Here is a 23,706-nt window from a genome sequence, read left to right on the forward strand (position 1 = left end):
TTTTTATGTTCGGAGGATTTACACGTGACTTGGGGATTGACCTCGGCACTGCCAATACACTTGTTTTTGTGAAAGGAAAAGGAATTGTCGTACGGGAACCGTCTGTGGTGGCAATTCGTACCAATAACAATTCGATTGAAGCGGTGGGAAATGCGGCAAAAAGCATGATTGGCCGTACGCCAGGAAACATTGTCGCTGTTCGACCAATGAAAGACGGTGTTATCGCTGACTTTGACACAACCGCAACAATGATGCGCTATTTTATTAATCAGGCACAAAAAAATCAAGGTCTGTTCAGCCGTCGCCCGAATGTCATGGTTTGCGTGCCATCGGGTATTACGGCGGTAGAGAAACGTGCGGTAGAAGATGCTACGAAACAGGCCGGTGCCAAAGAAGCATATACGATCGAGGAGCCATTCGCAGCAGCAATCGGAGCGGATTTGCCTGTATGGGAGCCTACCGGTAGCATGGTAGTCGACATCGGTGGCGGTACTACAGAAGTTGCCATCATTTCCTTAGGCGGGATTGTTACTTCCCGCTCCATTCGTGTGGGCGGAGATGAAATGGACGGAGCGATTATGCAGTATATCAAGCGTCGTTACAATTTAATGATCGGTGAACGGACGTCGGAAACGCTGAAGCTGGAGATCGGTTCTGCGATCGCGCCAGAAGAGCCTGAGAATGTAGATATTCGCGGTCGTGACCTGGTAACAGGCCTGCCAAAAACGCTCTCTGTGAGCAGTACGGAAATTGCGGAAGCTTTGGCAGAAACAGTAGCGAATATCGTAGAAGCAGTGAAGGTTACGCTGGAGAAAAGTCCTCCAGAGCTGGCGGCCGACATCATGGACCGCGGGATTGTACTGACTGGTGGGGGAGCGCTCCTGCGCAATATGGATCGCTTGTTGGCCAAAGAAACAGGTATGCCTGTACACGTCGCAGAGAACGCACTGGACTGTGTAGCTATTGGCACTGGACGTGCTTTGGAGAACATTCATCTGTTCAAGTCAAAGCATGGGATCACCTCTTCCCGACAAAAACGGGGTAAATAAACGGAGGTTAGGGCATGTCGTTTTTCGGGAGCAAGCGGCTTATTATCGTACTAGTCGGTCTGGTTTTGCTCATTTCGGTCGTAGGCTTTACGTCCCGCGAACGGGTGAAGCTGACCTGGCCAGAAATGTTTTTCAAGGATACCTTCAGCGTGGTGCAGGGCTTGTTTTATCGCCCTGCTCAGGCTGTTTCTGGCTTTTTCCAGGAACTTGACGATGCATACAGCGTATATGAGGAAAATAAAGCACTGAAAGCCGGGCTGGATCAATATGCCCGCTTGACTGCGGAACTGCACGATTTGAAAGCACAAAATGAGCGCCTGCGGAAATTGCTTAAAGCACAGGATACACTCAAATCATATGGGCTTCGGTTTGCCGAAGTGGTGGCGAGAAATCCGGATACGTGGAACAATGTGATTACCATTGACCTAGGTCTGAAGCATGGAATTAAAAAAGATATGGCAGTGATTACGGCCAAAGGCATGATTGGCCGTGTGCAAAGTGTCGCCAACTTTTCTGCGACGGTAGAGCTCTTGACCAGCTATGAGCGACGCGATCACATCTCTGCTGATATTCAATCGGTGCAAATGGTGAACGGTGCGCCCGTGTACCAGAACATCAGCGGCGTTGTAGAGGAATACGACCCGCAGGAGCGTCTGCTCATCATGCGCAAAATTCCATGGGGCCAGAAAATTGAAGCAAAACAGCAGGTAATCAGCTCAGGTCTAGGGGGAGTGGTTCCGCGCAATTTGCCGATCGGTTATATTGTCAGGGTCGAGCCTGATGATTACGGCTTGACGCAAACCGCGTACATCCAACCAAGTGCTGACTTTTCGCAATTAAATGAGGTCATGGTTGTCGAGCGAGACTTCACGATCTCGGCTAACGGCGAATTGATTCCGCAAAACCAGACCACCCAAACGCCAGCACCGGGTGCAGGTGGAAAAGCTACCCCTCCTGCTTCCACGAAGTCTGCTGTACCGCCTGCAAGCGGAGGTGGGCAGTAATGGCTCGTTTTCTGCTGACCGTTATGGTTGTGGTGGTATTCGTGCTGGAAGGAACTGTCATGCAAGTCATTTCACCGGAGATATGGGGTCTGTCATGGACGACAGTACCCCGCTTTGCGCTTGTATGCTGTATTTTCATTTCAACGTTTTTGGGTAGAAGAGAAGGACTGTATTACGGTCTTGCCTTTGGTTTTTTGCAGGATGTCCTGTTTGGCCAAGTCATCGGCATTTACATCATGTCGATGATGGTAGCGAGCTATTTCGCTGGCATGATCGTCCTTTTGTTCCAGCGTGGATTTGGAATGATGCTGGTGACGACCGTAATCATTTTGTTCGGCCATGAATGGTTGCTGTACAGTCTGTTTCGCTTGTTTTCGGTTGCTCCCTATGATGTCCAATGGATTCTCACTCGCCAAATCTTGCCTAGTGTGGTATTTAATCTCGCCTTTGCCTTGATTATGTACGTTCCCATCAGGAATATGTGCAACAAAATTTTGGAAAAACGAGAAATGCATATGGAATAAGGGACTCGGATGGGAGGGGAAGACTCGTGGAAGAGGTCAAAGAACCAAAATCGCACATACCTGTACGGCTAAACATTTTGTTTTTGATTGTCTTTCTGTTTTTTGCGGCCATCATTTTACGGCTGGCATTTGTGCAGCTGGTAGAAGGCGAACAGTATCGGCACGAACTGGAAAAATTCAGTATTCGCGAGCTGCCAATCTCTGCTCCGCGAGGCCGTATTCTCGATAAAAATGGAGCTGTTCTTGTCTCCAACAAGCCGGTGTACACTGTTCAGTACGTAGAAGAACAGGGACAGGATATTGATGAGGAAAAAGTGGCTGATCGCTTAGCCAAAATCTTAATTCCTGACGGCGGTAAAATAGGAACGGACAAAGAGCTCCTGAAAAAAACCATTGAGCTGCGCTCTACTTTGCCAGTTGCTTATGATACCCAGAAGACGAATGAGCTAAAGGCAAAGATTGCTGCCAAGCTGCAAGCCGTTCCCAAACAAGAAGAAGTGGATAAGATGTCTGACTTCAATCTAGTGAAGACCGCACTGTATGTCGGGCTTCGCGTTCGTTCTCCATTTGACGACAAGGAACGCAAAGACGTGATCAATAAGCTGACTGCGAATTCCAAATCAATGGGTAAGGCAGTTGACTTAAATGGCATGTCTGATTTGGAGCTGTTGAAAAATGCGATCAGCGCTAATTTGCAAATCCCGCTTACTCTTGATAAGGAAGATCGTGATGAACTGTCAAAAGAGGTAAAGGCGCAAATTCGAATGCTGCCAACGCCGAGTGGACTATCAGACAAATCGGACATGGAGTTGTTGCGTTACGCTAACCTGTTCGATATGGATATTCCATTGCCGCTTACCGAGCAGCAGCGTCAATTCCAGTGGCACAAGCTTTCGTTGCTGCAAGAAATGCGCTCGCCGCAAATGGCCAGCTATATCCCTCGCCGGGTCAAGGTGAATATTACGCAAGATGAGATGTTTCAAATCGAAGAAAGACGGACAGAGCTGCCGGGGATTAGTGTAGAGCTGGAGCCAGTCAGACAAATTTTCGAGGATCCGGACGGTTCACCATTCGCTACACACATCCTGGGTTATATCAATGCCATTCAGCCAGAAAAATTAAAGGAATATGAGGCACAGGGCTACAACGCGATTGACCGCATCGGGGTAACTGGCTTGGAAAGCTCGTACGAACGATATTTACGCGGCAAAGATGGCATCATGGACGTCCACGTCAACAAAAATTCCGAGACGGTTGAAAAGACGTTGCGCCAGGCCCCAGAGCCAGGAAACGATCTCGTGCTTGCCCTGGATTGGCGTTTTCAAAGTAAAGTCGAAGCCATCTTGAAAGAAGAGTTCGAAGCGTTTAAGAAAAAGCCAACCACGCCAAAAGAGTTTAAGGATACGCATGTTCTCGTGATGAATCCTAATACAGGAGAAGTTTTGGCGATGGCCAGCTATCCGGATTACAATTTGAATCTGTACTACGATCGCAAGAAATTCAACGAAAATTACTCGTCGCTGATTCTGCCGAACGAGGCCAACCGGTTCATTTATACACCGTATCCGCCAGCTTCGACTTACAAGCCGTTGTCTGTCATGATTGCTCTCCAGGAAGGCTTGACTACGCCTACTGAGACGATTAATGACCGTGGTGGATTGACGATCGGAACCTCGTATAAACGGAACTGGAAGCCGGGAGGACACGGCATCGTGAATGCGCGCCGTGCTCTGCAGGTGTCGAACAATACGTACATGTATGAAATGGCTGTCCGGCTCGCAAGAAGAGGCGGCGAAAACTGGGTAAAACAGTTTTCGGTTCTCGATTACTACAACGCTCAATTTGGCCTAGGGGTAAAAACGGGAATTGACTTGCCAGGCGAAAGTACGGGACGGCCGAACCCATATAGCTATTATGGTAACCTGGCAGATGCCATGATTGGTCAGTACGACCTGTTCACACCGATGCAGATCGGACAGTACGTGTCGACGATTGCAAATGGCGGCTACCGGATTCGCCCGCACCTCGTCAAAGAGATTCGCCGCGGCACTACCGATCCGAAAAAACCGGGACAGACCCTTACTTTGATCGAGCCGCAGGTACTCAATCGCGTGGATATTGATCCGAAGTATATCCAGGTCGTCAGAGAAGGCATGCGCATGGTTACGCAGCCAGGCGGTACGGTTTCTAGAGCATTCAATGGCTTGCCATTTGCTGTCGCTGCCAAATCAGGTACGGCGCAAACGGGCCAAAGAGCAGAGAATGCTTTGGTCGTCGGCTTTGCTCCTTATGAAAACCCGCAGGTGGTTTTCGTTGTCATCGCGCCAAACAGTTTACGTGATGGAACATCCAGTTCTGACGCAACAGGACCGATTGCGCGTCGATTACTCGAAGCGTATAACGAACTAAATCCGGGAGTACTCACCCACGGAGTACCTGTCCCCTCCACTCAAACAACCCAGCCGTAGTTTGCATGGCGACATTTGACCCGATTCGGCAAATTTTTCATGCAGAGCAGGAAAAATCTTTCTGTATGGCGAAAGGTATCGGTCGAGGTGAAACCGGTGACGACTGTGAAAAGCAAGGTCACAATCAAAGGGACTAAAGAGGGTCTCGTCTTTTTCATGGATGATGCCTGTTCCTTCGACGAACTGCTGGCCGACTTGCGTGAAAAAATAGAGCATAGCCACCAACAGATTTTGTCGGGGCCATTGATTCGGGTATCTATTAAGCTGGGAAAACGTTACTGCTCACCTGAGCATCAAGAGCAGTTGACTCAAATTATCCGGCAAAAGGGGAACCTGGTAATCCACACGATAGAAGCAGATGTGATTACACGGGAAGAAGCTTTTGCTGAACGTCTGAAAACCCATTTCTCTGTGCAGGTGAATACCGTACGCTCCGGTCAGGTATTGGAGTTTGACGGCGATTTGCTTTTGCTCGGAGATGTCAATCCAGGCGGGACGATTCGCAGTACAGGAAATATTTATGTACTGGGCCATCTGCGAGGATACGCCCATGCAGGTATTTCCGGAGACAATCAGGTCATTATTGCAGCAGCGGTCATGAGCCCCACCCAATTGCGGATTGCAGATGTGATCAGTAAGCCAGGTGAAGAGTGGACGAACAATTCCGGTGGGACAGAATTCGCCTATCTGGAAAATGACACTATGCTGGTGGCCAAGATGAACTATTTACCGCGAATTCGCCCTGAATTGGGAGAGAAAAAGCATGAGGGTTGAGGGAAGAGGAGGAACGGACGTGGGGATAGGAATTGTCGTAACTTCAGGTAAAGGCGGCGTGGGAAAGACGACCACTTCCGCAAACTTAGGAACTGCGCTTGCGTTGTTGGGTCAAAAAGTATGCATGGTAGATACAGATATTGGCCTGCGCAATCTAGACGTTGTCATGGGACTGGAGAACCGGATCATTTATGATTTGGTAGATGTTGCAGAAGGAGCATGCCGCCTTCCGCAAGCATTGATCAAGGACAAGCGATTTGAAAATCTTTCGCTGCTCCCTGCTGCCCAGACAAAAGACAAATCGGCAGTAACCCCTGAGCAGATGGATGAAATCGTGACGCAATTGAAGCGCGAATTCGATTATGTGATTATTGATTGTCCTGCCGGAATTGAACAAGGCTTTCGCAATGCCGTAGCAGGGGCCGATCAAGCGATTGTTGTGACAACACCGGAAAAAGCAGCGGTGCGTGACGCGGACCGGATTATAGGACTGTTGGAGCGCGAGAAAGTAGGAATGCCGAAGCTTGTCATTAATCGTGTTCGCTCTCATATGGTGAAAAATGGGGATATGCTTGACGTAGAAGATATTCTGGATTTATTAGCCATTGACTTAATCGGAGTCGTACCCGATGATGATCACGTGATTAAATCAGCCAATCAAGGTGAACCGGCTGTCATGAACCATGAATCCCGTGCTTCCATCGCATACCGTAATATTGCTCGCAGGCTTCTGGGGGAAGCAGTACCTCTGCAGCCTCTACAAGAAAAAGCAGGCGTGCTTCATAAAATGCGCAAATTCTTTGGGTTAAAATAGGGTATAGGGCTCCCCTTCTGTAAAAAGAGGGGAGTCACGTTTTCTAGGAGGAAAAGCATGGACCTGGAAAAACGTTATTTAAAGACGCTGGACTGGACCATTATTTTGATTTTGGCAGGGCTCGGGGTGTTCAGTTACCTGGGGATTTCGGGTTCTGCAGCTGGAGTTGACAAGGCTTATCAACAAGCCCTGTGGTATGTGATCGGGTTCATTGTACTCGGAGTCATGTTACTATTTGACTATCGCCTATTCCATAACATGTCCTATGTTTTTTACGTAATAGGGTTGATTTTGCTGATTGGCGTATTCGAAACGAAACCGATCAACAATACAACCAGCTGGTATGATCTTGGACCCATTCTGTTTCAGCCATCCGAGCCGATGAAGCTGTTTACGATCTTGACGGTCGCCAGGTACATGGCCAAGAGGGCTGAGGATCCAGACCGATTCTACTATTTCTATAAATTGATCCCGGTTGCCGCCCTCGTTGGGGTGCCTCTGCTCCTCATTCTTATTCAGCCAGACTTGGGAACCGCGATGGTGTTTACTGGGATGCTCACCACGATGCTCATTATCGGTGGGATACGGTTAAAGCATGCTTTGTACTTGATCGGTATGATCGGCAGCTTTTTTGGCGCGATGACGCTGGTGTACGAGTTCAAACAAGACCTGTTTTTCAAGATCATCAAGCCGTATCAATGGGATCGAATCGTTTATTGGATGGACCCGGATATAGATGCAATGGGGAAGGGCTTTCAGCTCAAGCAGGCCCTGATTGCGATTGGCTCTGGTCAATTGTTCGGAAAAGGAATCGATACGCCCACACAGGCGAGCTTTGGCTGGGTACCTGTCGGTGAGAGTGATTTTATTTTTACGGTCATTGCAGAAAAGCTTGGATTTGTCGGAGCGGGCCTCTTGATGATTCTGTTTTTCTTTTTGATTTACCGCATGATCCGCATCGCGATGGAAGCCAAAGATCCGTTCGGCTCCTATGTCGTCGCGGGTGTGGTAGGGATGCTCACCTTCCAGGTATTCGAAAATATCGGGATGACGATTCAGTTGATGCCGATCACGGGAATTCCGCTCCCTTTTATCAGTTATGGGGGAAGTTCGCTGATTACCAACTTTTTAATCATGGGTGTTGTACTCAATATCGGCATGCGTAAAGACAAGCTGCGATTCGACTAAATGCGTGACAAACGGAAAATCGTGTGATAAAATCATCCTAAGTTAACCATTTTTACAAGTTATAGTGATTTGATTGATTGGTTATGGAGTCGTACGGTTGTGAGAGACGTCACCATTTGTCAATCGCGATTCGTATGGCTTTTTTTCCTTGAAGCAAAAGGCTTATCTGTAAAAAAGGGGTTAACGCTACACTCTTTCGCCTCGTGGGGCGTAATGTTCAGGGAGGTTTTGTTTCATGCAACAAGGTATCGTAAAATGGTTTAACGCAGAAAAAGGATACGGTTTCATCCAAGTTGAGGGTGGAGACGACGTATTCGTACACTACAGCGCGATCCAGACAGAAGGTTTCAAATCTCTGGACGAAGGCCAAAAGGTTGAGTTCGAAATCGTTCAAGGTAGCCGTGGTCCACAAGCCGCTAGCGTAACCAAACTGTAAACTTCGACAGATTCAAAGGCAGTCTCTCAAATGGGGAGACTGTCTTTTTTGCGTTATGCCCTGTGCACTTTGCGAGTGCGAATCCCAATCCGAATTGATTCCGTCAGGCAGGGACGGGACGTCATAAAGCAGTTAGACAAGTCATAGGATGGTATTAAAGGCTTGGCCTGCGGAGGGATGGATATGTTTGGTGAAGTAGATCGCGTAAAAGAACGACGTCGGGAACGGCTGGAGCGCATCCGCACCCAGTCGCGTGACAGTTTTTCTCCCTTTGTGGATGATTGGAAAGATCCCATTGAAACAACACCAGATCCCTTTGGTTTTTCACCAACAGAAGACGACTCGATGAATCAACGGCCTTCGCATGAGAAGTGGGGGCTTCAAATACTCGCTTCCCTACTTCTGGTGGGTATGGCCTATCTGATGTTTCAAACAACGATGATTCCGGCAACGTGGAAAAACCAGGCGCGAGAAGTGATGACGCGTGATTTTAACTTTTCAGGAGTAGCAGACTGGTATGAAGCACGTTTTGGCGCACTGCCGACTCTGCTCCCATCATTAACGGGACCCAATGCTGTTCCGGCTACGGGAACAAACAAGAATATAGCGGTTTGGAAGCTGCCAGCTACATGGCAAGTAGTCAAAGCATTCGAACCCAATAGTCCCAAAGTAGTACTCGACACCGGAATCGCAGATAGCGTAACGATAGGAGAGATGGGATGGGTCACTTTTGTCGGTGAGAAGGAAGGCTACGGTACTACGGTGATTGTCCGCTTAACCCAAGGTCGTGAGGTTTGGCTGGGCAATCTGGATGGGGTCATGGTGGCAAAAGACGATGTGCTTCAGCCGGGGCAAGAAGTCGGCATGGCGCGTGCTGTCAACAACACGTCTCGCCACTTGTATTTTGGGGTCAAGACGGATGAAAAGTTTGTGAATCCGCTGGATGTGATCCCCTTTGAGTAGGGGAGGATGGTTTGACATACGAATTCGCATTCATCTGCTCTTTTGGGCGGTAATGGGCCTGTCCGTAGTGACAGGTCACTTTTTAGAGGTCATTACCTTGTTTGTCATCGTGCTGATCCATGAAATGGGTCATGTAGCGATGGCTCGGGAATTGGGTTGGACTGTAACGGAAGTGCAGTTGCTTCCGTTTGGTGGAGTAGCCACGATGGAAGACTCCTATGCGACGGACCCGCTTGATGAAATTGTGGTAGCGTTAGCGGGGCCGTTTTTAAATGTTGTGATGATGGCGATTTCGTATTTGTTTTGGTACGGAAATGTCTGGTCGGAAGAGTGGGCGCGTTTTTTTCTGGTGAGTAATGCCACGATTGCCTTATTCAATTTGTTGCCGATTTGGCCCTTGGATGGAGGACGTATTCTGCAAGCCATGCTCTGCTGGGTTCTGCCATATCGGAGTGCAGCGATTCTCTCGATGACAGGTAGCACACTGCTTGCTGGTATTTTAGTGGGATTTTCTTGCTTGGATGTAAAAGTAAATGTGCTGGTTATCGGCATCTATTTGCTGACAGTCAATATTCAATCGTTTATGCGCTTTCCGTATCATTTTTTCCGTTTTTTGATGGAGAAGTACGTCCGGCAACCAGATGAGCATGCTGTTCATGCCTTGCGTGTTCAGCCCCAAGAGACTGTATTATCTGTCTCCCACAAGCTGAGACGGGGATACTCCCACTTGCTCTATGTTCAGGGAACAGGGCTATTGCCCGAGGAGAGGCTCTTGCATGCCCTATTATTTGAGCAAAAGCATGATGCCAAAGTGGGAACGCTCCTGTAGATCTTCTAGTCAATCGGCGGGCTCCATTCCATAAGCCAGCAATCACGTCCTTCCTAATACTGTAAAACGCGTTCGTCTGAGAGCCATTAAACAAATGCTGAGCAATTTGCTGCTGGAGTACGCGAATGCACAAGTCCCCTGCTTGTATCATATGATCCACTCCTTTATGGGTGGTGCACCTTTTCTTTTCCAAGTGCCTATGTTAGATTACTTTCTATGAGTCCGTTAGTCCTTCTTGCGGACAGATATGGTACGGGAATAGAGGGAGTGACGGTAGTGAAGCAGATTGCAATAAGTGGAAGTGGCGGAAGGGTGCGCGTTGCCTTTTTAGAGGGTGGCCGCTTGAGGGAATGGCGTACGGAACAAGATCGTTTGGACGTGGTGGCAGATGACATTTATGTAGGGCGTGTCGCTGACATAAAGCCCGGAATTCAGTCAGCCTTTATCGATATTGGAACGGATAAAAATGCATACCTTTACGTCGACGATGCCCTACCTAGTGAGGGATCATCGCCAAAAAAACAAGCGATTAACGAACGGATCCACGTGGGGGAAAAGATTCTCGTGCAAGTAAATAAAGAAGGAACAGAATTAAAAGCCCCCAAGCTGACAATGAAGATAAGCCTTCAGGGACGTTATCTCGTTTTTCTCCCGATGGAAGAGGGAATCTCCCTTTCCAAAAAAATCAGTGAAGAATCAAAACGCCAAAGCTTGCGGGATCTGTTCACATCTTTGCTGGAAAAAGGGGAAGGAATCATTATCCGGACCGAGGCGCAAGAGGTGGATGAACAGAAGCTGATCGACGAGCTGTCACACTTGCGAAAAAGCTGGCAGGATACTCGGCTTCAAGCAGAGCGACTAAAAGACCCGGGGCGTGTCAGTCGCCCTACTCGGCTGATTGAGGGGATCTTGCGCGAATTATTAACTGCTGAGGTCGATGAAGTGGTTGTCGAACACGGACCGACCTATCAACTGGTAAAAGCGCTCATGGCTGTTTTTGATTCTGACCGTTTAGACCGTCTTCGCTGGTATCAAGGAAAGCAGTCTCTTTTCGATCAGCTTGGTGTAGAAGCGGAACGGAAACGAGCCTTGCAGCGGCAGGTCCCTTTAAAAAGTGGAGGTCATTTAGTCATCGACAGAACAGAAGCAATGACTGTGATTGATGTAAATACAGGGTCGTTCACCGGCGGGGGAGGGCAGCAGAGGGAGCAGGCTGTTACCGCTACTAATTTGGAGGCGGCACAAGAAATCGCCCATCAGTTGCGCTTGCGTGACATCGGTGGAATCATCATGATTGACTTCATTGATATGAAAGAGGTGGCAAACAAGGAGCGACTGCTTGCCATATTAAAACGGGAGTTGGCACGTGACGTGGTACCATCCACGGTGCACGGCATGACGGCACTCGGATTGGTTGAAATGACGCGCAAACGGGTGCGGTCCAGCTTGGCAGAAAGAGTGACAGTGCCGTGCGATGCGTGCGGCGGAGAGGGACGAGTATGGTCGATTGAGGAAATTGACCAACGTCTGCGGGACGAGGTCGATGCCCTGGTGAGCAGGCAGGAAGCAGAGGCTGTACTCATCGAATTGCCCACGCGATTGTATCAACGGGCAGTGCTGCAGCAGGCAGAGGAAAGCAAACGATTGCAAGCTCGTCTGTACTACCTGCATAGGTCAGCGCTAAAGCCTGACGAGTACCGGATATTATATGTGGGCCGTCTAGATGAAGCAGAGCGCTTGTATCAAAAGCATGTGCAAATGACTTGACTGGGCGATTGATGTTATGGTAATCTAATGGTTGTCATGCAGCTATGCCTCGTGCATACTGTAACCGCACGAATCAGGTTACAAGACGCCCTTTTGCGGCGCACCTGTAGAGGCGAGTCTGAGTATAGGAGGTGCACACAGTGTACGCAATTATCGAAACCGGTGGAAAGCAATACAAAGTTGAAGAGGGAGCAGTTCTCTTCATCGAGAAGTTGGCTGACGTTGAAGGTGAAGTAGTTACTTTCGACAAGGTTCTCCTCGTAAGCAAAGACGGTTCAGTTACAGCAGGTACTCCTACTGTAGCTGGTGCAACGGTAACTGGGAAAGTAGAAAAACACGGTAAAGCGAAAAAAATTATCGTGTACAAATACAAATCCAAGAAAAACTACCGTCGCAAACAAGGTCACCGTCAACCATTCACTAAAGTTGTGATCGAAAAGATCAACGCTTAATTGGTGACTTGTTATGATTGAAGTGATCGTGAACCGTGCCTCGCACGGGATCCATGAAATTAGTATTTCCGGACATGCCAATGCGGGTGCCTATGGGGCAGACATCGTTTGTTCTGCTGTATCAGGCATCAGCTTTGGTATATTAAACGCCATCCAACCTTTGACTGGCATCACTCCAGATGTCTCTGCCGCACAAGAAGGCGGTGGTTTCTTAAAGTGGAGCCTCTCTTCTTCGGAGGAGGAGGCGGCATGCGAGAAGCAGCAGCTTTTGGCAGAGAGTATGGTCATTGCCCTGTTGTCGGTTGAGGCGCAGTACGGTAAATACGTAAAAGTAAAAGATGAAAAATGGCAAGGAGGTGTCTGATATGAAAATGCTGTTTAATTTGGACCTGCAGTTCTTCGCTTCCAAAAAAGGGGTAGGTTCCACAAAGAACGGTCGCGATTCCATTTCCAAACGTCTGGGTGTGAAGCGTGGAGATGGACAATTCGTTACTGCTGGTAACATCCTCGTTCGCCAACGCGGAACCAAGATTTATCCAGGAGCTAACGTAATGAAGGGCGGAGACGACACTCTGTTTGCAACTGCAGATGGCGTTGTTCGTTTCAAGCGTCTGGGCCGTGATCGCAAGCAAGTTGTGATCGAGCCAGTTGCTTCCGAAGCATAAATGTTAGGAAAGAAAAAACCCAGCTACTAGGCTGGGTTTTCTTTTTGCCCGCTTTTTTTTATGGTACAATAGGTGGGAAAGAAATTCTTATCGACTTGGGTGAATGAGATGGGGGACGAGCGGAGACTGTTTACGCAGCAGACCGACCAACTGCTGGATCTACTGAACAGGCAGCGGCATGATTGGTTGAACCACGTTCAGGTTCTGCTCGGCTATTTGCATTTGAACCGTACTGAACAGGGAGTTTCGCATTTAAAACGCATCGCACAGATGGCTATGCAGGAGTCCATGGTAGCCCGACTGAACAGCTCCCTATTGTCCGTCTTCTTCTTGACATTTAATGCGCTGAATAAGGAAATGCTTTTAGAAGTGGACGTGTGCAACCATGTGGATCTCACGCGAATAGCTTTGGACGAGAAGCATTTGTTTCAGTTGGTGTCAGAGATTTTATGCACAGTGAATGATCACGTAGACCAAAGCGGGTACGAGCCAGCGAGCATGCAGGTAACCTTGCACGCGGGTGAGAGTGGTGTTCATTTTCGTTTTGACCTGGCCGGAGAGCTTTCTGCATCCGGATTGGAAGAATTGGAAAAACTGATACGTAAGAGCGAACAGAGTACGGTGGAGGTCACCGAGTGGATACATACGGAAGAAGAATGGGTCCTTGATTTGGTGGTTCCATTCGCGTAAAGGAAAGAGGTGACACCATGTTTGTCGATCAGGTAAAGGTGTATGTAAAAGGTGGGGACGGAGGAAACGGAGCCGTCTCTTTTCGCCGAGAAAAGTACGTACCACTCGGAGGTCCAGCGGGTGGAGACGGCGGTCGCGGTGGAGATGTCGTATTTGTAGTGGATGAAGGCTTGCGGACGCTCGTAGATTTCCGTTATCAAAAGCACTTCAAAGCCCCCCGTGGTGAGCACGGACGCAACAAAGCCCAGCATGGCGCTGGCGCAGAAGACATGGTAGTACGTGTGCCTCCGGGGACGACCGTCATTGATGATGACACCAAAGAAGTCATTGCGGATTTGGTAGAGCATGGTCAACGTGCGGTGATCTCCAAAGGTGGACGCGGCGGACGGGGAAATATGCGTTTTGCCAATCCGTCCAATCCTGCGCCACACATCTCCGAGAACGGAGAACCGGGACAAGAGCGTTACATCATCATGGAGCTCAAGCTGATTGCCGATGTAGGGCTTGTCGGGTATCCGAGTGTAGGCAAATCGACGCTTCTATCCAGTGTGACAGCGGCTAAGCCAAAGATTGCTGCTTACCATTTCACGACGCTAACGCCTAATCTGGGCGTGGTTGATTTGGGTGAGCAAAGCTTTGTCATGGCTGACTTGCCAGGTCTGATTGAGGGTGCCCATGAAGGTGTGGGGCTTGGTCATCAGTTCTTGCGTCACGTGGAGCGTACGCGTGTCATTGTCCACGTCATTGATATGGCGGGTGTGGACGGCCGTGACCCGTATGAGGATTATTTGCAGATCAACCGGGAGCTTGTTTTGTACAACCTGAAGCTGGAGGAACGTCCGCAAATCGTTGTTGCCAACAAGATGGATCTGCCCGAAGCACAGGAGAACCTGCAGCGGTTCAAAGAAAAGGTGCCGAATGTGACCGTGTATGAGATTTCTTCTGCGACCAGACAAGGTGTGCAGGAATTGATGTATGCAATCGGAGAGCTATTGGCAACCATTCCAGAGAAGCTTGCAGTCGAAGAAGTAGTAGAAGTGGAAGAACGCGTAGTCTTTCGCGCTGAAAAAGAACCGGATTCATTTGAAATCACCAAGGACAACGAAGTTTTTGTTGTCAGCGGTGAGAAGATCGAAAAATTGGTGCGCATGACGAACCTGACGAGCTATGATGCGGCTCAACGATTTGCTCGTCAAATGCGCGGCATGGGTGTGGACGAGGCACTTCGAAAGCATGGAGCAAAAGATGGAGATACCGTTCGAATTGGCAAGCTAGAGTTTGATTTCGTGGAGTGATGACAAAGACAATGATTGATATCCCATCCCTTACCCCATTTATGGCGGATAAACAGCTTCAGCGAGGTGCCTTTTTGCAGATGCTTATCTCCAAAGAGGCAAAAACCCCGATTCAAGTAATGATCGAACATGTAAAAGGCGGATATCTTGTTGTCTCGCATGAGCTGAAGTCGGATACAAAAAACGATCTGCTCGGTTCAACGGTGCGTGTTCGATGGGAAACAGATGCGGCGATCAATACCATTGATTTGGAAGTGGTTTCGGAACAGACCGTTTGGCCAATTCAGCTACTCGCGATGGTCCCGATCAGTGTTGGTGTAGAAATTTCTCTAAAGGGCAAGCAAGATGTGCTTCCACCAGATAACGTCATCTCTGTACCTTACAAAGTCATGGGAGCAAGGCCGATTGAAGAAAAGGGACAAGCTCTCCTACTGAAATTTTCTCCTACCCGTCTCGTATTAGCGACGGATGGCTACATAACAAAAGGGGAGTTTCTCCATGTGTCGTTTGTCATCCCCACGCAAAAGCAGGAAATTTTCGGTATGGCAAAAGTGGTGGAAAAAAACTTTCAGGATACACAGACGGTTATTGAACTAATCTTCACGGATATAAGCGAAAAACATCATCAACTCATCAAAGATTATTATAAAAATCTCGTAACTACCGCTTCTTCCTAATGAAGCGGTTTTTTTCCTTTGCTGTTCCTGTGAAGAAGGTATATAGTAGAGTTCATAGAGTTCTAAATCGAGCCTGTTCAACAATTGATTTTTTTATTATCGCTTTCCTGAATATCAGTTTGTGAAAACATGCACTACTTGATTATTTCAATTCACTGCATACTTCACTTTGTGAAAAATATAACAAACTAGCTATTTTGGGAGAATAGGCGGCCGTTACTCGGATGAACAGGCATCGAGAATAGAAGGCCTCTATTTCAAAGCAAAGGAGGACGTTTTCCTATGTCTCAAACAACTACGCAACAAGCAGCCGCTGAAGTAGCAAGCACAGCTACATTGGCACCTGAGCAACAAATGGATGTGCTCGATCAGTTGATGAAACCGGAAATTCAAGAATCGTTAACAGTATTGGTGGCGAATCTGCCCAAACTGGCTGAAATGACAACGATCTTGACCAAAACGTATGATCTGGTGCAAACAGTCGCAACAGACAAAGTGCTGATCGACGATCTCAAAGGCGGAATGGAAGAGTTCGTAAAACCAATTTCCGACAAAGCAAAGGGCATCGCGCAAGCTGCTATTGAAGCGAACGACCGTGCCCACGTTGAAGCATCCACTGTTGGCTTGTTTGGTATGCTCAAAATGCTGAAAGATCCGCAAGTACAAAAAACTTTGCGTTTCGCACAAGCATTCCTGGAAGTTCTGGCTGAACGTCAACAAGAAAAACGCTAAATTCATTACGATTGAAAGACAAGGACGGAGGATTGGGCATGGCGAAGCATATTCTGATTCTAGGCGGCGGTTATGGCGGGCTACTCTCTGCATTGACTGCACGCAAATACATGACTGCTGAAGAAGCGTCGATCACAGTAGTAAACCGTTTTCCTTCTCACCAAATCATTACGGAATTGCACCGTTTGGCAGTAGGAAACCTGGCAGAGCAAAACGTAGCACTGCCGCTGGAGAGATTGCTCCGTGGCAAAGATATCGACCTCGTGGTGGATAGCGTTGAAAAAATCGGATTGGATTCCCAGCGTGTCACACTAGCTAGTGGCGAATCTATCAAATACGACGCTTTGGTTATCGCACTGGGTAGTGAAACCGCATTCTTCGGAATCCCTGGGTTGCAAGAGTACAGCTTCACACTGAAATCCGTTGATGAAGCAAACCGTTTACGTGCTCACCTTGAAGAGCGCGTAATTGAATACGGCAAAAGCAAAAACAAAGCAGACGCAACCTTCGTTGTTGGTGGTGGCGGTTTGACTGGTATCGAGCTTGTTGGTGAGTTCGCTGACATGCTCCCAGGTCTGTGCCACAAGCATGGCGTTGATTTTGCAGACGTTTCCATCTTTTGCGTAGAAGCAGGTCCTTCCATCTTGGCTGGCTTTGCTCCTGAATTGGTTGAACGTGCTAAAACAAGCTTGGAAAAACGTGGTGTTCAGTTCTTGACAGGAGTTCCTGTAACGGAAATGAAAGAAACCACTGTATGCTTGAAAGATGGTGGCACCATCGAAACCAAAACAATGGTATGGACAGGTGGAGTTCAAGGAAACCACGTTGTAGCTGAGTCTGGTGTAGAAGTGAACCGTGGCCGTGCTACCGTTACTGAATTCCTGCAATCCACTTCTCATCCTGATGTATTCCTGGCTGGCGACAGCGCGGTAGTAATGGGCCCAGAAGGTCGTCCTTTCCCACCAACCGCTCAATTGGCTTGGCAAATGGGGGAAGTGGTTGGATACAACCTCTTCGCACACTTCAAAGGCACCAAAATGGAAAGCTTCTCACCGGTATTCTCTGGTACCCTGGGCAGCCTGGGTCGCAAAGACGCAATCGGAACCATTGGCGCTAGCCAAATCAAGCTGAAAGGTCTGCCAGCTTCCCTGATGAAAGAAGCAAGTAATGTTCGCTACTTGGCTCACATCAACGGTTTGTCCTCTTTGGCATATTAATCATATGAACGTGAAAAACCCGGGGCTTTATGCTCCGGGTTTTTTTGTCTACCCGTTTCCGCTCGGATCTTCAATGATGTTCGGTGACTGTGCCATTTTTTTACCCTTTGTATTGTCGCCAAATTGGTCCAGGCTGCTTGGCTTACCAGCGGGATGATTGTTGCGACGCTCCGACTTATCTGACTTTCCACGTCCTGCCATCTGCTTGTCACCTCCTCTTGCTTACGATCACCTCTAGTCTGTACGAAGGAGCGCCTCGTCATGTAAGCACAGGTGAACTGAATATGATTCCATGAAAAAAATTACTTGTAAGGATTGTCAGAGGGGCATCTATCCGTTATAATGTCCTCTATGAAGATACAACTGTTTTTCTCAGGAGGACATTACAGGTGAAACGGGAAGAAAAGTTCTACTTGATTCGATCTGACATCCTGCCAGAATCCATTGCTAAGACGATTGAAGCCAAGAAGATGCTGGAGTCCGGTGAAGTGGATACCGTCAACGAGGCCGTTGAACGTGTAGGGTTGAGCCGGAGTGCTTTTTATAAGTACAAGGATGGGATTTACCCTTTCAATGCCATGATGAGCGAAAAAATCATGACGATCACCTTTTTGCTGGAACACATGTCCGGTTATCTATCCAAGGTGCTTACTTTTGTGGCAGAACAGGGTGGTAACGTACTAACCATTAACCAGACGATTCCGCTGCAAGGGATTGCGACGATTTCCATGTCTGTGGATATGGCACATCTGCGGGTATCCAGCACGGAATTTTTGGAAAGCTTACAACAAATACCCGGCGTCCGCAAAGCGATGATCGTCGGTAGAGGGTAGAAGAAGGGTAGGAGGAGAGATACGATGGAGAAGCAAAAGATTAAGTTGGGTTTGATGGGATTCGGTACGGTAGGAACAGGGGTTGTGCGCATCATTTCGGCGAATCAGGAGGATTTGCAGAAACAGACTGGTCTCGGAATTGAAATTACAAAAATTCTCGTACAAGATGCAGAAAAGTCGCGTAACATTTCGTCTGTGGACAGCCTAGTGACGACTGACCCTGCAGAGCTTCTGGACGATCCGGAAATTGAAGTCATCGTAGAAGTCATTGGCGGCATCAATCCAGCCAAGGAGTACATTCTAGGTGCATTGGAACGCGGCAAGCACGTTGTTACTGCAAACAAAGACTTGATGGCACTGCATGGGGCAGAAATCTTGAACAAGGCTCAGGAAAAAGGCTGCGATGTTTTCTACGAAGCGAGCGTAGCCGGTGGTATTCCCATTTTACGGGCATTGGTCGAAGGCTTCTCATCTGATCGCATCACCAAGATGATGGGGATCGTCAATGGAACTACGAATTATATCCTGACCAAAATGAGCCAGGAAGGCGCAGAATATGCGGAGGTACTAAAAGAAGCCCAGGCTCTGGGATACGCCGAAGCGAATCCAACCTCCGATGTGGAAGGCTTTGACGCCGCCCGCAAAATGGCAATTCTGGCAACCTTGGGCTTTAGAGTTCCGATGAAGCTGGAAGATGTAGATGTTAAAGGCATTAGTACAGTAAGCAAGCAAGATATCGCGTACGGCAAGCAACTGGGTTACGAAGTAAAACTGCTCGGCCTGGCGCGTCGGGATGGAGAAGCGATTGAAGTAAGTGTACAGCCTACTCTGATTCCTAAATCGCATCCGCTCGCTTCTGTAAACGGCGTGTTCAACGCGGTATACGTACATGGGGAAGCAGTGGGCGAGACGATGTTCTACGGACCTGGAGCCGGTGAACTGCCAACTGCAACAGCCGTCGTTTCGGACCTGGTAACCGTTGTGAAAAACAGAAAGCTCGGTGTAAATGGACGAGGGATGGTGGCACCCTACAAAGAAAAAATTCTCAAAGACGACAGTCAAAAACTGTCCAAGTATTTCCTGCGTATCGTCGTAACTGACAAACGTGGCGTATTGGCGCAGATTACACAGCTTTTGGCTGACAAGAACATCTCCTTGGAGCAAGTGATCCAGCAGCCTTACAATAATGGGGGCGAAGCAGAAATCATTATGATCACGCACTTGTCTTCGAAGAGTGATATGGATGGCGTATTAGCGTACATGGAACAAATGGATATCGTTTCAAAAGTGGAAAGCTGCTATCGCGTGGAAGGAGGAGACAAATAATGAGCTCCGATCGACAATCAGGCATCATCGCACGTTACCGGGAATTTCTCCCGGTCACAGACAAAACTCCACTCGTCAGCTTGCATGAAGGGAATACTCCGCTGATTCATGCACCTCATTTATCAAAGCAATTGGGAGTAGAGCTGTATGTGAAATACGAGGGGCTGAATCCGACCGGTTCTTTTAAAGACCGCGGGATGGTCATGGCTGTTGCCAAAGCGGTTGAGGAAGGCAGCACAACCATCATGTGTGCTTCTACAGGCAACACGTCAGCAGCCGCTGCCGCGTATGCAGCTCGCTCTGGCTTGCGTTGCATTGTGCTGATACCAAGCGGAAATATTGCCCTGGGCAAGCTAGCGCAGGCGATTGCATATGGAGCAGAAGTTATTGCAATTGACGGTAATTTTGATGAAGCGCTGAATATTGTTCGGGAAATAACCGCAAAAGAACCGATTACACTGGTTAACTCCGTAAATCCATATCGGATTGAAGGACAAAAGACGGGCGCATTCGAAGTGTGCGATGCTTTAAATGATGCACCGGATATTTTGGCTATTCCAGTCGGGAATGCTGGCAACATTACAGCTTACTGGAAAGGCTTTAAGGAATACAATACAGCAGGCAAATCCAGTAAGCTGCCAAAAATGTACGGATTCCAAGCGGCAGGAGCAGCTCCGTTGGTTCTGGGAGAGCCGGTAGCCAATCCAGAAACAATCGCGACTGCGATCCGCATCGGCAACCCTGCAAGCAAAGACGGAGCGCTCGGTGCCATCAGTGAATCCAATGGACTCGTTGACAGCGTGACGGACGAAGAAATTTTGCACGCTTACCAACTGCTTGCCAAAAGCGAAGGAGTTTTCTGCGAACCGGCTTCTGCCGCTTCTTTGGCGGGCATCATCAAGATGCATCAGGCTGGCAAGCTCCCTCAAGGGGTCAAGGTGGCATGCGTGTTGACCGGAAATGGTTTGAAAGATCCGAATATCGCCCTGAAGCTGGTTGGAGAAGAGCCACGCACGGTACCAGCAACACATGAGGCGGTAATGGAACTGGTTCGTCAAAAAGGGAAAGAAGGATTGTCATGAGCGGGAATGTAGTCAAGGTAACTATCCCTGCCAGTACTGCCAATCTCGGACCAGGATTTGACGCCTTGGGGATGGCATTTCAGCTATATTCAGTCGTAGAGATGGAAATCAGCGATCAGACGACAATTGAACTCTTGGGCGCAGAGCTGCAGGGGACGCCGCCCGACAAGAGCAATCTGCTCTATCAAGTAGCGGCTGGACTCTTTGAGGAAGCAGGCCTCAGCGTGCCAGAGCTCGCTATCCGGGCTTCCAGCGATGCTCCATTGACGCGTGGCTTGGGAAGCAGTGCTGCTGCAATTGTAGGAGCTTTGGTTGCTGCGAATCAACTGGCCGGAGAGCCGTTTACCCGCGAGCAACTGTTTGCCAAGGCATCTCAATTGGAGGGACATCCGGATAACGTGGGAGCCTCTATGTTTGGAGGAATCGTCGTTGCTACGATGCCCGAAAAAGAGGGAGACTTAGTGCCGTACGTCAAGCTTTCTGTGCCCGAAGACTTGCAAGCGCTCGTGGTCATTCCTGAATTCCCTCTATCGACAGAAAAAGCACGGAAAGTATTGCCGCAGGTGTACAGTAAGCAGGATGTTGTATATAATGTTGGTCATAGCAGTTTGCTCGTTGCCGCGCTAGCGCAGGGCAGACTCGACCTGATGGGACAAGCGATGGCGGATCGACTTCATCAGCCGTATCGCGCTGAGCTTGTACCTGGCTTGAAAGAAATCCTGGACAACGCTACTGAACATGGAGCAGTAGGTTCTGCATTAAGTGGTGCGGGACCCACGATTCTCTGCTTTTTCTCTACAGAGGAAGAGCAGATGCGATTGCGTGAGTTTGTGGACAGGGTGATGAAAGGGCACGACATATCGTACCGCGTTATGATCTTACAGCCGGACGAACATGGCGTACAGGTAGAAATCCATCAGAGATAGAGCAAAGTGGATAGGAGTAACACCATGGAGAAGAAACTTGCTTTTCTTGGACCACGGGGAACATTCACCGAAGAAGCGGCTCGAGCATTGACAGTGGGCCAGTCGCTCTCACACGTACCGTATCCGAGTATTATTGAAGTGTTAAACGCTGTTGCCAAGGAAGAAGTGAACTTTGGGGTTGTCCCTATGGAAAACTCCATCGAGGGAACAGTTAATTCCACGTTGGATTGGTTGATTCATGAAGTAGAATTGCCGATTTTAGCTGAATTGGCTCTGCCGATCACACAGAACCTCTTGGTGGCAAAAAGAGAGAAGCAACTGCCGTTCTCAGCCATTACACGAGTCTTGTCTCACCCGCAGGCGATTGCCCAAAGTCATAATTTCCTACGGGAAAACCTGCCGGCAGCATCTATTGAGTACGTCAACAGTACGGCTCTCGCGGCACAAATAGTAAGTGAGCATCCGGAAGAACCGTGGGCGGCTGTCGGTACCAGGTTAAATGTAGAGATTTATCCGTTGGATTTCGCACATGAGCAAATTCAAGATTATTCGAATAACTATACCCGATTTGTTTTGCTTGGTCAGGATTCTTTAAATTTGCCTGCTTCTTCAAAGGAAAAAACGACCATTCTGGTTACCCTTCCGGAAGATTTTCCAGGTGCGCTCTATCAGGTGTTGGCGGCCTTTGCTTGGCGCAAGATCAACCTGTCACGAATTGAGTCTCGTCCGACAAAGAAAGCACTGGGAAGTTATTATTTTGTCATTGATATTGAGCAAAAAATGGATGATGTTTTGCTTCCTGGAGCTTTTGCCGAGATTGAGGCGATTGGCTGCCAGGTACGTCAATTAGGTACATATCCTTTTTATTTGCTTCAAGCCAATTCTTAAGAATTGGCTTTTTCTTTTTTTCCCCCCCTTTCCAAGAAAGGGGAGCCGCCAAGGAGCAAAACGCCCATGGGTGCATACCATGTAAGGAGTTTTACGCAAGGGAGGAGAAACAGTGAGGATTCACGTAGTTCAAAAAGGCGAAACTATGTGGAAGATCGCCAAAAAATACGGCGTCGATTACAAGGAACTGTTACGCCTAAACAGTCAACTTAAAACTCCCGATACCATCTATCCAGGAGCGAGAATCAAGATTCCGGCGAAACGTGTACCTGTACGACCCCAGGACAGACAAACACCACACCCAATGAGTGAGGCTCCTTATGTAAAAGAGAGGCCAATCACGGAAGAGGAAGCACCAGAAGTTCCGCAAGAGATTGAACGAAGACCCATTGAGGCTGAGGAAGAAGAAGAGGAAGTGCGAATTGAATCAGAGCACGAGATGCGTCCGGCACTACCATCAACAAAGCCACCCATAGAGATGCCACCTGCAAGAGAGATGCCACCTGCACCACCGGCTCCATCCGTATCTCCTGAAATGCTGAGACCAGCACTGCCACAACCGACTCGTCCCATCGCACCACTACCGATAACTCCTTATGTACCACCCAACATCAACATGGGCCAGCAGCCAATTCTGCCCCCGTTACCACCAACCGCTCCACCTACACGGGTGAGTCCATATATTTATCAACAGCCAGTTCCAGTACCACCTAACCAAGGGTATCCGAATTTGCAATTTGTACCACCGACGCAGATAAGTCCGCTACCATTCCCTAGGCCACCAGCCTTTGCTTGCCCGCCATGCCCACCGGTTCAGATTCAGCCAACCAGGCCGCCTAGTCAGGTACTCCCATGGCAGTATATGCAGCCGCCAATGCAGGTACGTCCGTTTCCACCGATGCAACAGCCAATGCAGCCACCAATGCAGGTACGTCCGTTTCCCCCGATGCAACCGCCAATGCAAGTACGTCCGTTTCCCCCCATGCAACCGCCAGAGCAGGTATATCCGCTGCAGCCGATGAAGCCGCCAACGCAGGTAAGTCCACTGCCGCCGATGAAGCCGCCAACGCAGGTAAGTCCACTGCTGCCGATGAAGCCGCCAACGCA

At 48.7% G+C, this 23,706-nt stretch carries 26 protein-coding genes and 1 other annotated feature; of the genes, 25 read left to right on the forward strand and 1 reads right to left on the reverse strand.

Translation table 11 applies throughout. The features are described 5' to 3' along the window. Positions 1-5 precede the first annotated feature (5 nt). The 19 genes from ACIFQN_RS33250 to ACIFQN_RS33340 all read left to right on the forward strand — a co-directional run bounded on the left by ACIFQN_RS33250 (position 6) and on the right by ACIFQN_RS33340 (position 17,544). Complete coding sequence (locus tag ACIFQN_RS33250; protein WP_429837337.1) at positions 6-1,049, forward strand: rod shape-determining protein; 1,044 nt, start codon at positions 6-8, stop codon at positions 1,047-1,049. 14 nt (positions 1,050-1,063) lie between these two features. Next, on the forward strand, positions 1,064-2,053 hold the full coding sequence (gene mreC / locus ACIFQN_RS33255) for a rod shape-determining protein MreC (protein ID WP_429837338.1): 990 nt from the start codon (positions 1,064-1,066) through the stop codon (positions 2,051-2,053). Continuing rightward, positions 2,053-2,577 (forward strand): rod shape-determining protein MreD, encoded by a 525-nt coding sequence (gene mreD / locus ACIFQN_RS33260; RefSeq protein ID WP_429837339.1) that lies wholly within the window; start codon positions 2,053-2,055, stop codon positions 2,575-2,577. The genes mreC and mreD overlap by 1 nt, the downstream gene beginning before the upstream one ends. A 26-nt stretch (positions 2,578-2,603) precedes the next feature. Continuing rightward, the gene (locus ACIFQN_RS33265) at positions 2,604-5,045 is read left to right on the forward strand and encodes a peptidoglycan D,D-transpeptidase FtsI family protein (protein ID WP_429837340.1); all 2,442 of its coding nucleotides are present in this window, start codon (positions 2,604-2,606) and stop codon (positions 5,043-5,045) included. Positions 5,046-5,141: 96 nt separating this feature from the next. Further along, positions 5,142-5,819 (forward strand): septum site-determining protein MinC, encoded by a 678-nt coding sequence (minC, locus tag ACIFQN_RS33270; RefSeq protein WP_429837341.1) that lies wholly within the window; start codon positions 5,142-5,144, stop codon positions 5,817-5,819. A gap of 19 nt (positions 5,820-5,838) precedes the next feature. Then, on the forward strand, positions 5,839-6,633 hold the full coding sequence (minD, locus tag ACIFQN_RS33275) for a septum site-determining protein MinD (protein WP_429837342.1): 795 nt from the start codon (positions 5,839-5,841) through the stop codon (positions 6,631-6,633). 57 nt (positions 6,634-6,690) lie between these two features. After that, positions 6,691-7,821: a rod shape-determining protein RodA gene (gene rodA, locus ACIFQN_RS33280; RefSeq protein ID WP_429837343.1), complete on the forward strand. Its 1,131-nt coding sequence runs from the start codon at positions 6,691-6,693 to the stop codon at positions 7,819-7,821. A 235-nt stretch (positions 7,822-8,056) separates the two neighbouring features. Beyond that, positions 8,057-8,257, forward strand: coding sequence for a cold-shock protein (locus ACIFQN_RS33285; RefSeq protein ID WP_103108272.1), 201 nt, complete (start codon positions 8,057-8,059; stop codon positions 8,255-8,257). 183 nt (positions 8,258-8,440) lie between these two features. Continuing rightward, positions 8,441-9,220, forward strand: a complete 780-nt coding sequence (locus ACIFQN_RS33290) for a peptidoglycan DD-metalloendopeptidase family protein (protein WP_429837344.1) — start codon at positions 8,441-8,443, stop codon at positions 9,218-9,220. After that, positions 9,213-10,049, forward strand: a complete 837-nt coding sequence (locus tag ACIFQN_RS33295; protein WP_429837345.1) for a M50 family metallopeptidase — start codon at positions 9,213-9,215, stop codon at positions 10,047-10,049. The genes ACIFQN_RS33290 and ACIFQN_RS33295 overlap by 8 nt, the downstream gene beginning before the upstream one ends. Before the next feature lie 276 nt (positions 10,050-10,325). After that, the gene (locus tag ACIFQN_RS33300; protein WP_429837346.1) at positions 10,326-11,816 is read left to right on the forward strand and encodes an Rne/Rng family ribonuclease; all 1,491 of its coding nucleotides are present in this window, start codon (positions 10,326-10,328) and stop codon (positions 11,814-11,816) included. A gap of 52 nt (positions 11,817-11,868) precedes the next feature. Beyond that, positions 11,869-11,946 (forward strand) — a sequence feature (ribosomal protein L21 leader region). Positions 11,947-11,956: 10 nt separating this feature from the next. Next, positions 11,957-12,268: a 50S ribosomal protein L21 gene (gene rplU, locus ACIFQN_RS33305; RefSeq protein WP_212964772.1), complete on the forward strand. Its 312-nt coding sequence runs from the start codon at positions 11,957-11,959 to the stop codon at positions 12,266-12,268. 13 nt (positions 12,269-12,281) lie between these two features. Then, a complete protein-coding gene (locus tag ACIFQN_RS33310; protein ID WP_429837347.1) occupies positions 12,282-12,632 on the forward strand; it encodes a ribosomal-processing cysteine protease Prp in 351 nt (116 codons plus the stop codon). Between the two features lie 7 nt (positions 12,633-12,639). Continuing rightward, a complete protein-coding gene (rpmA, locus tag ACIFQN_RS33315) occupies positions 12,640-12,933 on the forward strand; it encodes a 50S ribosomal protein L27 (protein ID WP_005832382.1) in 294 nt (97 codons plus the stop codon). A gap of 108 nt (positions 12,934-13,041) precedes the next feature. Further along, a complete protein-coding gene (locus tag ACIFQN_RS33320) occupies positions 13,042-13,623 on the forward strand; it encodes a Spo0B C-terminal domain-containing protein (protein WP_429837348.1) in 582 nt (193 codons plus the stop codon). Between the two features lie 17 nt (positions 13,624-13,640). Beyond that, the gene (gene obgE / locus ACIFQN_RS33325) at positions 13,641-14,918 is read left to right on the forward strand and encodes a GTPase ObgE (protein ID WP_429837349.1); all 1,278 of its coding nucleotides are present in this window, start codon (positions 13,641-13,643) and stop codon (positions 14,916-14,918) included. Beyond that, on the forward strand, positions 14,918-15,595 hold the full coding sequence (locus tag ACIFQN_RS33330; protein WP_429837350.1) for a PilZ domain-containing protein: 678 nt from the start codon (positions 14,918-14,920) through the stop codon (positions 15,593-15,595). Before obgE ends, ACIFQN_RS33330 begins: the two co-directional genes overlap by 1 nt. 282 nt (positions 15,596-15,877) lie before the next feature. Further along, entirely contained in the window at positions 15,878-16,327 is a 450-nt protein-coding gene (locus tag ACIFQN_RS33335) for a DUF1641 domain-containing protein (protein WP_429837351.1), read from the forward strand. A gap of 38 nt (positions 16,328-16,365) precedes the next feature. Beyond that, entirely contained in the window at positions 16,366-17,544 is a 1,179-nt protein-coding gene (locus ACIFQN_RS33340; protein ID WP_429837352.1) for an NAD(P)/FAD-dependent oxidoreductase, read from the forward strand. 48 nt (positions 17,545-17,592) lie between these two features. Here the strand turns inward: ACIFQN_RS33340 and ACIFQN_RS33345 are convergent, their stop codons facing one another. After that, positions 17,593-17,745, reverse strand: coding sequence for a hypothetical protein (locus ACIFQN_RS33345; RefSeq protein ID WP_164684841.1), 153 nt, complete (start codon positions 17,743-17,745; stop codon positions 17,593-17,595). Positions 17,746-17,933: 188 nt separating this feature from the next. Between ACIFQN_RS33345 and ACIFQN_RS33350 the strand changes: the two genes are divergently transcribed. The 6 genes from ACIFQN_RS33350 to safA form a co-directional block, all read left to right on the forward strand. Continuing rightward, entirely contained in the window at positions 17,934-18,377 is a 444-nt protein-coding gene (locus ACIFQN_RS33350) for an ACT domain-containing protein (RefSeq protein ID WP_429837353.1), read from the forward strand. A gap of 24 nt (positions 18,378-18,401) precedes the next feature. After that, on the forward strand, positions 18,402-19,703 hold the full coding sequence (locus tag ACIFQN_RS33355) for a homoserine dehydrogenase (RefSeq protein ID WP_429837354.1): 1,302 nt from the start codon (positions 18,402-18,404) through the stop codon (positions 19,701-19,703). Continuing rightward, positions 19,703-20,785 (forward strand): threonine synthase, encoded by a 1,083-nt coding sequence (gene thrC, locus ACIFQN_RS33360; RefSeq protein WP_429837355.1) that lies wholly within the window; start codon positions 19,703-19,705, stop codon positions 20,783-20,785. Before ACIFQN_RS33355 ends, thrC begins: the two co-directional genes overlap by 1 nt. Beyond that, the gene (gene thrB / locus ACIFQN_RS33365) at positions 20,782-21,711 is read left to right on the forward strand and encodes a homoserine kinase (protein ID WP_429837356.1); all 930 of its coding nucleotides are present in this window, start codon (positions 20,782-20,784) and stop codon (positions 21,709-21,711) included. Before thrC ends, thrB begins: the two co-directional genes overlap by 4 nt. A 24-nt stretch (positions 21,712-21,735) precedes the next feature. Next, positions 21,736-22,599 carry a prephenate dehydratase gene (gene pheA / locus ACIFQN_RS33370; RefSeq protein ID WP_429837357.1) on the forward strand — a complete coding sequence of 288 codons (864 nt, stop codon included), beginning with the start codon at positions 21,736-21,738 and terminating at the stop codon, positions 22,597-22,599. Positions 22,600-22,711: 112 nt separating this feature from the next. Next, on the forward strand, positions 22,712-23,706 hold a 995-nt coding region (safA, locus tag ACIFQN_RS33375), incomplete at its 3' end, for a SafA/ExsA family spore coat assembly protein (RefSeq protein WP_429837358.1).

The sequence above is a fragment of the Brevibacillus sp. NRS-1366 genome (genome assembly GCF_050467985.1).